Origin of the sequence: Haematobacter genomosp. 1, assembly GCF_002196855.1 — a bacterium.
Classification (GTDB): domain Bacteria; phylum Pseudomonadota; class Alphaproteobacteria; order Rhodobacterales; family Rhodobacteraceae; genus Haematobacter.
In genome coordinates, this window is the sequence record NZ_NIPW01000058.1 from 21,031 (window position 1) to 32,156 (window position 11,126).

General features: G+C 64.9%; 13 protein-coding genes, 1 tRNA gene, 1 other RNA gene and 1 riboswitch. Of the genes, 7 read left to right on the top strand and 8 right to left on the bottom strand.

The features are described from left to right. The first annotated feature begins 4 nt into the window (after nt 1-4). Nucleotides 5-53, top strand: a riboswitch (SAM-SAH riboswitch). A 7-nt stretch (nt 54-60) separates the two neighbouring features. The 4 genes from metK (at nt 61) to CDV49_RS19220 (ending at nt 3,919) form a co-directional block, all read left to right on the top strand. Then, nucleotides 61-1,227, top strand: a complete 1,167-nt coding sequence (metK, locus tag CDV49_RS19205; protein WP_088216910.1) for a methionine adenosyltransferase — start codon at nt 61-63, stop codon at nt 1,225-1,227. A 69-nt stretch (nt 1,228-1,296) separates the two neighbouring features. Beyond that, nucleotides 1,297-2,022 carry a tRNA (guanosine(46)-N7)-methyltransferase TrmB gene (gene trmB / locus CDV49_RS19210; protein ID WP_088216911.1) on the top strand — a complete coding sequence of 242 codons (726 nt, stop codon included), beginning with the start codon at nt 1,297-1,299 and terminating at the stop codon, nt 2,020-2,022. Nucleotides 2,023-2,096: 74 nt separating this feature from the next. Further along, on the top strand, nt 2,097-3,428 hold the full coding sequence (aroA, locus tag CDV49_RS19215) for a 3-phosphoshikimate 1-carboxyvinyltransferase (protein ID WP_088216912.1): 1,332 nt from the start codon (nt 2,097-2,099) through the stop codon (nt 3,426-3,428). Nucleotides 3,429-3,430: 2 nt separating this feature from the next. Further along, on the top strand, nt 3,431-3,919 hold the full coding sequence (locus tag CDV49_RS19220) for an ureidoglycolate lyase (RefSeq protein WP_088216913.1): 489 nt from the start codon (nt 3,431-3,433) through the stop codon (nt 3,917-3,919). Here CDV49_RS19220 and CDV49_RS19225 read toward each other — a convergent pair. Further along, nucleotides 3,898-4,926 (bottom strand): type I glyceraldehyde-3-phosphate dehydrogenase, encoded by a 1,029-nt coding sequence (locus CDV49_RS19225; protein WP_088216914.1) that lies wholly within the window; start codon nt 4,924-4,926, stop codon nt 3,898-3,900. The genes CDV49_RS19220 and CDV49_RS19225 overlap by 22 nt on opposite strands. Before the next feature lie 385 nt (nt 4,927-5,311). Further along, a non-coding RNA gene (gene ssrS, locus CDV49_RS19230) (6S RNA) lies at nt 5,312-5,469 on the bottom strand. 108 nt (nt 5,470-5,577) lie between these two features. Here ssrS and CDV49_RS19235 point away from each other — a divergent pair. Then, complete coding sequence (locus CDV49_RS19235; protein ID WP_088216915.1) at nt 5,578-6,048, top strand: MmcB family DNA repair protein; 471 nt, start codon at nt 5,578-5,580, stop codon at nt 6,046-6,048. Nucleotides 6,049-6,925: 877 nt separating this feature from the next. Here the strand turns inward: CDV49_RS19235 and CDV49_RS19245 are convergent. Next, complete coding sequence (locus CDV49_RS19245) at nt 6,926-7,147, bottom strand: DUF6324 family protein (protein WP_088216917.1); 222 nt, start codon at nt 7,145-7,147, stop codon at nt 6,926-6,928. 129 nt (nt 7,148-7,276) lie between these two features. Here CDV49_RS19245 and CDV49_RS19250 point away from each other — a divergent pair. Beyond that, nucleotides 7,277-7,353 (top strand) — tRNA-His (locus tag CDV49_RS19250). Nucleotides 7,354-7,447: 94 nt separating this feature from the next. Here the strand turns inward: CDV49_RS19250 and CDV49_RS19255 are convergent. The 5 genes from CDV49_RS19255 to CDV49_RS19275 form a co-directional block, all read right to left on the bottom strand. Beyond that, entirely contained in the window at nt 7,448-8,689 is a 1,242-nt protein-coding gene (locus CDV49_RS19255; RefSeq protein WP_143413214.1) for a recombinase, read from the bottom strand. Between the two features lie 360 nt (nt 8,690-9,049). Continuing rightward, nucleotides 9,050-9,316 carry a hypothetical protein gene (locus tag CDV49_RS19260; protein ID WP_088216919.1) on the bottom strand — a complete coding sequence of 89 codons (267 nt, stop codon included), beginning with the start codon at nt 9,314-9,316 and terminating at the stop codon, nt 9,050-9,052. Beyond that, nucleotides 9,313-9,696, bottom strand: a complete 384-nt coding sequence (locus tag CDV49_RS19265) for a hypothetical protein (RefSeq protein ID WP_088216920.1) — start codon at nt 9,694-9,696, stop codon at nt 9,313-9,315. The genes CDV49_RS19260 and CDV49_RS19265 overlap by 4 nt, the downstream gene beginning before the upstream one ends. Further along, complete coding sequence (locus CDV49_RS19270; protein ID WP_088216921.1) at nt 9,696-9,983, bottom strand: hypothetical protein; 288 nt, start codon at nt 9,981-9,983, stop codon at nt 9,696-9,698. Before CDV49_RS19270 ends, CDV49_RS19265 begins: the two co-directional genes overlap by 1 nt. A 225-nt stretch (nt 9,984-10,208) precedes the next feature. Then, complete coding sequence (locus CDV49_RS19275; RefSeq protein ID WP_088216922.1) at nt 10,209-10,418, bottom strand: hypothetical protein; 210 nt, start codon at nt 10,416-10,418, stop codon at nt 10,209-10,211. 298 nt (nt 10,419-10,716) lie between these two features. On the opposite strand from CDV49_RS19275, the gene CDV49_RS19280 reads away from it, so the two are divergent. Further along, complete coding sequence (locus tag CDV49_RS19280) at nt 10,717-11,073, top strand: DUF2513 domain-containing protein (protein ID WP_088216923.1); 357 nt, start codon at nt 10,717-10,719, stop codon at nt 11,071-11,073. The last annotated feature ends 53 nt before the right edge of the window (nt 11,074-11,126 follow it).

Consider the following 11,126-nt stretch of genomic DNA (forward strand, 5'->3'; position numbering starts at 1 on the left):
ATCGCACCCGTCACAACGGCTTCCTGGCGTGACGGGGTTGTCTTAATGGAGCGCTTCCCGATGTCCCGACAGAATTACGTATTTACTTCCGAATCCGTTTCGGAGGGTCACCCCGACAAGGTCTGCGACCGGATTTCCGATGCGGTCCTTGATGCCTTTCTCACCGAAGAGCCCAATGCCCGCGTCGCCTGCGAGACCTTTGCCACGACGAACTGCGTCGTGGTGGGCGGCGAGGTGGGCCTGTCCGACAAGGACAAGCTCCACAGCTACATGGAGAAGATCGAGGACATCGCGCGCGCCTGCGTGAAGGACATCGGTTACGAGCAGGACAAGTTCCACTGGGCGACGTTCAAGCTGAACAACTACCTGCACGAGCAATCCGCCCATATCTCCCAAGGCGTCGACCGGGACGGGGCGGGGGATCAGGGCATCATGTTCGGCTATGCGGTGGACGAGACGCCGGAGCTGATGCCCGCGCCGATCCTCTACTCCCACGCCATCCTGCGCCGTCTGGCCGAGGCGCGCAAATCCGGTGAGGCGCCGAGCCTCCGCCCGGATGCCAAGAGCCAGCTGTCGCTGCGCTACGAGGACGGCAAGCCCGTGGAGGTGACCCAGCTTGTCCTCTCCACCCAGCACGCGAGCGAGGATCAGACCTCCGACGACATCCGCGCCATCGTGGAGCCCTACATCCGCGAGGTGCTCCCCGACGGCTGGCTGACGGGGAACACCGAATGGTGGGTCAACCCGACAGGCACTTTCGTCATCGGCGGCCCGGATGGGGACGCGGGGCTGACGGGGCGGAAGATCATCGTGGATACCTATGGCGGCGCCGCGCCGCACGGGGGCGGTGCCTTCTCCGGCAAGGATCCGACCAAGGTGGACCGTTCCGCCGCCTATGCCGCGCGCTATCTGGCAAAGAACGTGGTCGCCTCCGGGCTTGCACAGCGCTGCACGCTTCAGCTCTCCTATGCCATCGGCGTGGCGAAGCCGCTTTCCATCTACGTCGATACCCACGGCACCGGCGTTGCGGATGAGGCGGAGATCGAACGTGCCGTCGCGCAGGTCATGGACCTCACGCCGCGCGGCATCCGCGATCATCTGGAGCTCAACCGCCCGGTCTATGCCCGGACCGCCGCCTATGGCCATTTCGGGCGCCAACCCGACAATGACGGCGGTTTCAGCTGGGAACGGACCGATCTGGTGGAGGCGCTGAAGCGCGCCGTCTGACCCCCTTTTGCTTGACGCGCGGGCCCTGCCGCGCGAAGAGGCCCCGGTATCAGCGACCGGGGCCTTTTCATGACTGACGACCAGAGCGATTCCGCCGCGGGTGCCGACCGTCCCTGGCGCAATTTCTATGGCCGTCGCCATGGCAAGACGCTGCGGCCCAGCCAGAAAGGGTATCTCAGCGAGGATCTGGGCCAGCTGCGCCTTCCCGGCGTGACCCATGAGGAGAACCCGGAGCGCGCCGAGCTGGACCTGACACAGCTTTTCGGGGACCGGCCGGTTTGGCTGGAGATCGGCTTCGGCGGCGGCGAGCATCTCGTGCATCAGGCCGCGCAGAACCCGGAAGTGGGGCTGATCGGTTGCGAGCCCTTCATCAACGGTGTGGCGATGCTGCTTGGCAAGGTGCGGGAGGCGGGTGTCACCAACCTCCGCCTGCATCCGGGCGACGTGCGCGACCTGTTCGATGTGCTGCCCGACCGCTCCGTCGCGCGGGCCTTCCTGCTCTACCCAGACCCCTGGCCGAAGAAGCGCCACCATCGCCGTCGTTTCGTGACGCCGGAGTTCCTTGCGCCGCTCCACAGGGTGCTGCGGCCACAGGCCATCCTGCGGGTCGCGACGGACATTCCCGATTACGTGCGCCAGACGCTGGAGGAGGTGCCGAAGGCGGGCTTCGAATGGCTGGCCGAAGGTCCGTCCGACTGGCGGGAGCCGTGGTCCGACTGGCACTCCACCCGCTATGAGCAGAAGGCGCTCCGCGAGGGGCGGGTGCCGCATTACCTCACCTTCCGCCGCCTGTAGCGGCCCAGATAGACCCCAGATAGACCGGCGCGGTCAGTTCGGCTATGAGGCGGCCAGACCACGGAGGATCCCCCATGACTGCCGAAGCCTCGCCCGTCCCGCTTGTCGTCCGCGCTTCCGCCCCGCTCAGGGGCAAGGCGACGGTGCCGGGGGACAAGTCCATCTCCCACCGCGCACTGATCTTCGGGGCGCTTTCCGTGGGCGAGACGCGGATCAGCGGCCTTCTGGAAGGCGAGGATGTCATCGACACGGCAAAGGCGATGCGGGCCTTCGGGGCAGAAGTGACCCGCCATAGCGAAGGCGCGTGGAGCGTGCACGGCGTGGGCGTCGGCGGCTTCGCCGAGCCGGAGAATGTCATCGACTGCGGCAATTCGGGGACGGGGGTGCGGCTCATCATGGGCGCGATGGCGACCTCGCCCATCGTTGCGACCTTCACCGGGGATGCGAGCCTCCGCCGCCGTCCCATGGCGCGGGTGACGGATCCTCTGGCGCTGTTCGGAACGGTGGCGCATGGTCGCGCGGGCGGGCGGTTGCCGATGACCGTCCTTGGCGCACGGGATCCGGTGCCGGTGCGCTACGCCTTGCCCGTGCCGTCGGCGCAGGTGAAATCCGCCGTGCTGCTCGCCGGGCTGAACGCGCCCGGTGAAACCGTCGTGATCGAGCGGGAGCCGACGCGCGATCACACCGAACGGATGCTCCGCGGCTTCGGCGCCACCCTCCGTGTGGAGGAAACGGCAGAGGGGCAGGCGATCATCCTCACCGGGCAGCCGGAGTTGCGCCCGCAGACCGTCGCGGTGCCGCGTGATCCGTCCTCCGCCGCCTTTCCCGTGGCTGCCGCGCTCATCGTGGAAGGGTCGGATATCCGGGTCCCCGGTGTCAGCCGCAACCCGACGCGCGACGGCTTCTACCTGACGCTGGTCGAGATGGGGGCCGATATCGCCTTCGAGAACGAGCGTGAGGAGGGGGGGGAGCCGGTCGCCGATCTCCGCGTCCGCTTCTCTGCGTTGAAGGGCGTGGACGTGCCGGAGGACCGCGCGGCCTCCATGATCGACGAATTCCCCGTGCTGTCCGCCATCGCCGCCTTTGCGGAAGGCCGGACCGTCATGCGCGGGGTGCGTGAGCTGCGGGTGAAGGAAAGCGACCGGATCGACGCCATGGCGCGCGGGCTGGAATCCTGCGGCGTCACGGTGGAGGAGGGAGAGGACATCTTCATCGTCCATGGCCGGGGCGCGGAGGGCGTGCCGGGAGGGGCCACGGTCCGCACCCATCTCGACCACCGTATCGCCATGAGCTTCTACGTGCTGGGTCTTGCCGCGCAGCAGCCCGTGACGATCGACGATGCGCGCCCCATCGCCACATCCTTCCCCGACTTCCTGCCGCTCATGCAGACGCTGGCGGAGGGCTGAGGTTGCGCCGGATCACCATACAGCCGCTGACGGCGGCCGCCTTCGCGCCCTTTGGCGATATCCTTTCTGCCGATGGGACCGCCGACCGGATCATCAACCAGGGTCTCTGTGGCCGCTGGCACGACCGGGCGGGGCTGGATTTCGGGCCGGAGGGTCGGGCAGGTCTGTCGATCTTCAAGGCGGAGCCTCGGGCGCTGCCGCTGGTGCTCGATCTGGTCGAGCGGCACCCGGACGGCAGCCAGGCCTTCGTGCCGATGTCGCTCGACCCGTTCCTGGTCATCGTCGCGCCGGACGAAGGGGGGTACCCCGGGGTGCCGCTGGCCTTCCTGACCACGGCGGGGCAGGCGATCAACTTTCACCGGGGCACCTGGCACGGGGTGCTGACGCCGCTCCACGCGCCCGGTCTGTTCGCGGTGGTGGACAGGATCGGCGATACGCCCAATCTTGAGGAATACTGGTTCGACGAGCCCTATACCGTCGTTTCACCCTGAAGAGGGCTTCCTCCCGGCTGCTCCTGATCCTGCCGCGCGAGCCGCACTGCCATGTCGATCATGCGGTTGGAAAAGCCCCATTCGTTGTCGTACCAGCCGAAGACGCGCACCATGCCGCCGCCGGTCACGGCGGTTTCCGGCAGCGCCATCACCACGCTTTCGGGCCGCGCGCGCAGGTCGGTGGAGACGAGCGCGCGCTCCGTCCACCCGATGACGCCGCCCGCCTCGCGCAGCGCAGCATTGACCGCCTGCACGCTGGCCGGGCGACGGGGCATGAATGTCAGGTCCACGGCAGAGACGGAAGCTGTCGGCACCCGCACCGCAGACCCCTCCACCCGCCCCGCCAGATGTGGCAGCACGATATCCACCAGCCGGGAGGCCGAGGTCGTCGTCGGCACCATGGAGAGCGCGGCAGCCCTGCTCCGCGCAAAGTCGGCGGCGGGGCTGTCCACTGTCGGCTGGCTGCCGGTATAGCAATGGATGGTGGTCATGTAGCCCGTCTCCACCCCCCATTCCGCATCCAGAAGCCCGAGCAGCGGTGCAAGAGCGTTGGTCGTGCAGGAGGCGTTGGAGACGATGCGATGCAGGGGCGTCACCTCCCCCTCGTTCGCGCCGATCACGGCTGTGATATCCGCGCCCCGCGACGGGCCGGAGACGAGCACCCGTCTTGCCCCCGCGCTCAGCCCGCGTTCCGCCACCTCCCGGCTGTCAGCGCGGCCCGTGCACTCCATCAGCACATCGACGCCGGAAAGATCGGCACGCGACAGGTCTGACTGGCGGAGCAGCGGAATCTCCCGCCCGTCGACCACAAGATGCCCCGCGCGAAGGGCGACGCTGCCGGAGTAGGGGCCAAAGACGCTATCGTATTCAAACAGATAGGCGCAGATTTCGGGCGTGGCGATATCGTTCAGGGCGACTATTTCGATGTCGCCCGGTCGCGTGGCCAGCGCTCTCAGCACCGACCGCCCGATGCGCCCGAACCCGTTGATCGCCACACGAACCGCCATGCCGTTCCCTCCTGTTGCCTCATACGTGCCTAGCGGCACGGCGGAAGAAGGCCAAGAGAAAGGCGATCACGCGATTTCGCTTGGCGTCGGGGGCGACTCGGCCTTACGCTGATCGGGCAACCTTCAGGAGACTGCTCCTATGCCTGTTCGCTCCGTCCGCCGCTCTGGGTCGCTGGCTCGTGCCGGGTCGCTCATTAAACGTATGGGAGAGGCTTTGAAAGCTGCGGTAGCCGGGCCGATGCGGGCGCCAGATGCGCTGCCCGTGCCGATCCGGGTGGAGCAACGGCCGATGCGTCGCCGCTGATTCACGGATTTATCCTGGTCAGGTGACGAAAGGGCCGGATCGACCGGCCCTTTTCGATTCGCCTATCTTGGCTGGCGAGTGGCGGGAACCGCAGCAACCGTGCCGGCGTGATTTCCCGAGAGCCTGGACTAACCAGGTGGGTGCCAGATACCGGGACCAAGATCCCGGCAGAGCCAGCCCCCTCGGAAATGCTTATCGGCCACTGGAAAAAAGCCTGCGCACGAGAGGAGCAGAACCCGCCTTCCCAAAAATAGGCCTGACCTGCGGAGGCCACAAGAGCCCGTCGCGGAAAAGATGTGATCGCCCCTCGGCTGGACAGACGTTCCCTCTCTGTTCATAGTCGCGCCATGCAGCCCCAGCCCATTCCCCTCCCCGGTCTTCAACCCGGACAGCTCCTGCAGCGCGGCGTGAGCCGTCACCTTCTCTCCCTCGGCTTTGCGACGGTGGAGGAGCTGGTGCCCGCTCCCGGCCTCCGTGTGGACGTCATGGCGCTCGGCCCGAAGGGGGAGATCTGGGTGGTCGAATGCAAGTCATGCCGCGCCGATTTCGTAGGCGACAGGAAGTGGCAGGGCTATCTGGAATGGTGCGACCGATTTTTCTGGGCTGTCGATGCCGATTTTCCTGCCGATCTCCTGCCTGACGGCACAGGCCTGATCCTTGCCGACAGTTATGATGCGGAAATCCGCCGCCTCGGGCCAGAGACGCCGCTGGCCGGCGCCCGCCGCAAGCTCCTGACCCAGAAATTCGCTCGCCACGCAGCGCTGAGGCTGCAGACGCTTCGCGATCCCGGGGCCGGAGGCGGGGGGCCGCGTTTTTGACGGATTGGCTCACTGGCGTAGGCGGTTGCGGCTCTTATCGGTTGTGGTTACGCTGATGTAGCAACGGGTGCTTGGGGCGGGCATTTGGCATAGAGGCGAATTGCGGCGGCACCTCGAATGCTTTTCCGTGCCCGACCCGCAGTGGCATTCACGACTCCGGCGGCGTCAGGCAGGACCGACGGGCCAAAACTCTCCCTGCGACTTCTCGGGAAGCAGGTCTGACATCACGGACGAGGTTTGCCGGACTCGCTGCTGCAGCTTCCGCGGACACTCGTCCATCAGCCGTCCATCAGCGTTCGGACGGACCTGACAGGGCAATTCATCTGTCGCGAAGCGGCTGTGAGCCGCAGGTGTCAGAGCAATCTTTCCGCCCTCGCCAAGAGCACCATCGCTGCCCAAATACCCTGATCCCGGGGAGAGCAACTGACCGGCGCAGTTTCCCCTTCTCTAGGGTGCGCCGCACCCCTTCCGCGCCCGGCAGGACCAGATCGACATGTCGCAGGAAGCGGTCGGGCTCATGGCCGAAGAACCCGTTGCGGTGCCGTTTTGCCAGCCTGTCACGCAGCCCGCGGTGAGGAAGGGGATTGCTGCTCCTCCGGCCTGGGAGCCCGAGGTTTCCTATGAGATCCCCGGCCCCTCTCGGCACACCGCCGGGCGTGATCAAATCACCACCAAGTGTCTCCGGCAGACTGGAAACCACCCCGCGCCCGCTCAAACCTGAGGTCCGGCGGAACGAGGCGGAGCCGGAGCGCTCTCCAAGTCCGACTTCCGCCTCGGGGTGTGGGATCCCGCAGGCGGTGATCGTCAAGCCGGAGCCGCTGATTCCGAAGCGAACGGCCTTCGCCTTAGCCTTCGAACAGCCTTGCGCCGAAAGCGTTCAGCGTTTCGGCTTGCCCTTTGGCGAAGGCTCCGACGCGCTCATGCTACGCGCGGCTTCTGCTGCGGCGCGGAGTTCTTCGGCGATTTCCTCCGCCTCCTCGGGGTCGAAGTCGAGCGGCAGTTCCATGCCTTCCGCCTCGACATAGATTCGCACCATCCCGAGAGAGGTGGGACCGATCTGGAGATTGGCGGCGACTTCGCTTTCCTTATTGATACCCATATTGTTCCCCTTGGTGCCGGTGGTTTGCGCCCGCTGCGGGGCTCAGAGCGGTTGGATATGCCCCCTTCGTCATTTGATCAAGCGATGGGTCTTGCCAAAGCCCGCTATGAAGGGTAAATCGCCCCCCGTGCCGCCTTAGCTCAGTTGGTTAGAGCACCAGATTGTGGATCTGGGGGTCCCCCGTTCGAGCCGGGGAGGCGGTACCACCGAAATCCATGATAAAAATGAACTTTTTGTCTGTCTCAAATGGCAGTTGGAAATTGGTTGGAAGCGAGTTGGAAATGAGTGTTTCCAACCTGTTCAGGTCTGCTGATCTCCTGCCGATCGGCGCAGCTGAATGACCCGCGCGATGCTGTCTGACTTCTCCCTGATGTAGCGGTTCGTCGTCTTGTCGGAGGCGTGGTTCGCCTGGTGCTGCATCAGCACCTTCGACGCACCAGCGCGCTTGGCGTCGGTGATGGCGCCTGCGCGGGTGTCCATCATCCACACGTCACGAGGGACGCCGGCGACGGTGCGATAGGTGCGAAATTTTCCGCTCCACCGATATCGGTCAAATGGCATGTCGGTCTTGGGGTCGCGGATTACCGGGCCGATTCTTTCTTCTTGGGGGATGCCAGCCAGGCGTTCTCGCACCTCAGGGACAAGTCTCAGATCGAAGATCAGCTCTTCGTCCAGCGAATCTTCTGTCTTCGATGGAACCTTTCGAAATTCGGTCAGGTCGCGCGCGATCATGTCCCATGTAAGCCCATCGGCCCAGCGGAAATGACCGCGAGTTATGCCGCCGCTGGCGGCTACTTTCTCTTTTTCCTCTGGCCCCATTCGTAGCCATTGGCCGCGCACATCTACGGCACGCAAGGCGAACCACCATTGCAATTCCAGCCCCAGTGCGAACGCGGCGTCGCCTGCACTATCGGCGGCTGTAATGATCGCTTCAATTTGCGCGCGCGTCGGGGCTGCCGTCCTCGGTTTCGGGGTCTTGATGCGCATTTCCTTCAGGATGCCTGCAAGTTCCAGGCAAGCGGGGCTCTTCAACATGATGCCGTAGCCGACGAGCATGCGGAGCATGCCGAACTGCCGCTTGATGTAGGCCACGGTCCTGCCGTTATCACGCATCGTCCGCTGGATGCGCTTGAGTTCTGCAAGATCCATACTGTCGATCTGTGCGTCGCCGATTGCTTCCTGCCACCGCATCAGGGGGAAGCGGTAGCTATCGCGGCTGTTTGCCTTGACCTCCTGAAACGGCGATTCGGTGTCGGTCATGTATCGACCGATAAGCCAGCGCCACGTCCCGGCAATGGACAGCAGTTTCGCCGGCTGCTCTTGGATTGCGGCAAGCATGTCTATGGTGAGTTGTCGGGCTTTCGCGGCGCGTTCCGCCTCGCGGCCATCGCCATCTTCGCCGGGCAGGCGGATCGGCGGATGGCTATAGCCCAGCTTTCTGGCAGCTGCTGGCACGCGCCAGTAGTACCAGCGCTTTGACCGACTGGTGTGTGGCGCATAGAGAGGGTCCGACCCGTCCCACAGCGCTTTTTCATAAGGCATCGTATCGCACTCCATTCGTGGTCTCGCGCGCCGCCTGATGGGCGCGTGGATCACGATCCGGTATTTGTCGACGCCGGTCCAGCCAAGCCATGACGTCCGCCTTGAGGTACAGGCGCGTGATGGGGTCCGGTGCTGGAAAGCCAGCGACCGTCATCCTGTCGAGATTTTTGCGAAGCCAGGCCGGCCCCTTTCCCAGAACGGCCGCGACCCAGCGGCTCGATCCGAAGGCACAGTGATCTGCAAAAGTGGGGTCAGAGTGATTGCGAAACTCACCCATACCGGTCACCGATCCTCACCCATCGCCCACCTCCTTTTGGCGGGCGGCGAGGCCCGCTGCCCGGCTGATCAGATCGCCGGTCATCACAAAATCCTGTTGATAAAATCGTCGTCTTCCTCACGCGGCGGAAAAGGCGGCAGGCCAATCTCCACACGCAGGTGCTTAGGCCAGCGATCCGCGAGATACGGTCGCTGCTGCACGATCCGGATATGCTCGTCGGTGAGCGGGACACCGGGCGCGAGGCAAACTTCATCGCTGTGGCTGTCGTATTCGATCTTGCCCGTCTCAAGCTCTCTCAGCAGGCGGAGGTGTGTCTGCCAGCGGGAGTAAAGGCGGCGTATCCATTTCATCGGGTCATCCTCCAGACAGCGGCGGCGGAAATCAGGGCACCGAGCAGCGACAGCAGAGCGGACGGCACGGGCACAGGAGACGGGGGCGGGCGTGGCGGCTCGGGCCGGGGATGGTCTGTGCCGCCCGGGTCGGTCGGGAGCACCACAGGGGGCAGGCGCTCGTGGCGTGCCGGCTCGTACACAAAGGTCGATTTCGGCTGCATCAAGCCGTAGATGCCGGTGCCCTCTTCAAGACGCAGAGAGGTGCCGCACTCACTGCCGACGGGGATGTAGACGACCTTGAAATCGCCCGGTCCTGCCGTGTCAGCCGGAGCTTCTGTGAGCCACAGGCCAGCCCATGTGCCGATCACCGCAGCAGCGACGTAATGGCGGAGCCGCATCACGCGTCCTCCCCCATGCAGTCGCTGTAGATGTCCCACGCGATCTGGCGGGGGGCCTCGTCACCAAGCAGGTAAATGCCGTAGGCGATCATGACGATGCCCGCGATCTGCGGAGCCATCTCGCCGCCCGAAATGCTCTCGGTAAATGCGGGCAGGGACACGCCCGCCTCCGCCGCAGATGCCGCGCGCAGGGCCAGATCGGCCACGGCGATGCAGGTCTCATGCTCAGATGCCTGAGCGCAGGGTGCGAGCATCAAGCCCGCTGAAAGCAGGAGTACGCGTTTCATCGTGGTGCATCCTGATCTGGTTCTGGAGGGAGCGTCTGGCGCTCGGGATGGGGCCGCACGCAGCGGCCCGCACCCGTGCCATGGGCTGGGGCCTCTCCTGGAGAATATGAAAAGCCCCCGGCCCGTGTTGGTCTTTCGGGGAAAGCGGGCCGGGGGAAGTGCGCGCCAGAGTTCCGAGAGTGGCGGCGCGGGCCGCAGCACAGGGACAGGGCTGCGGATCGGGTGTCAGGCCCGGCCGAAGAGCAGCAGGAAGCGGCTCTGCGTTACCGGGTGACCGAAATCGGATTTGGCGGCGAACCACGCCATACGGCGCAGCCGCAGCGGGGTGCCGGTGTCCAGCAGGGCGCGCCGCGCCTGGGCGACGGCGAGGTGACGGGTGGCCGCGCCGACGGGCGTGGTCGCTTCTTCGGATTGATGGGCAAGTGCGGGCTGCACGGGTGATCCTCCATCGGGGCCGGGATGATGTCCGGCGGCGTTCGATGGAGGCAGTATATTTGGCAAATGCCAAAGTTCAAGTAGGAATTTTGGCATTTGCCAATATGTAGGATTGTGCAATTGTAGAATCGGGATGGATTTCCTGCCAGCGCCGGGCTGCGGCGCGTGAGGGCGGCATGAAAAAGCCCCCTCGGATAAGGAGGGGGCTGTGAAGGAGCGAAGGTGCGCGGCCTGGACCTGTTGCGACTCTCTTGCCTTGCCTCATAGTCTGGTCTCGCGGCTCAGATGGAGCGAGACAATGAAGAAAGACGATGAGTGCTTTCGGCAACTCATGTTTGAGTTGGAGGCAGGTGAAGATTGGGTGCATTACATTCCGCTGGATGAAGGCGATCACGCGAGTGAGAAGCGGTACTACCATGCGCTGATGCTGGCGGACGCGGGGGCACTGGAGGTGTCCGGCAAGCATAGCGACCATTTTCGAATCCGCGACCAAGGGTATACGCTCCTCGCGGTCATGCGAGATGCCAATGCTTGGGGAAAGGTGAAATCTAGCGCCAAGGCTGCAGGTGGGTATGGCGCGAGAGCGTTACTGGCCGCGGCTGAGGCGTATGCAGTGGCTCAGGTCAAGCAGCACCTTGGCCTGCCACTGTCATAGATCACGATGCTTCCCGTTGAAAAGATGAAGAATGCCGCGCGACAATCAGGGTG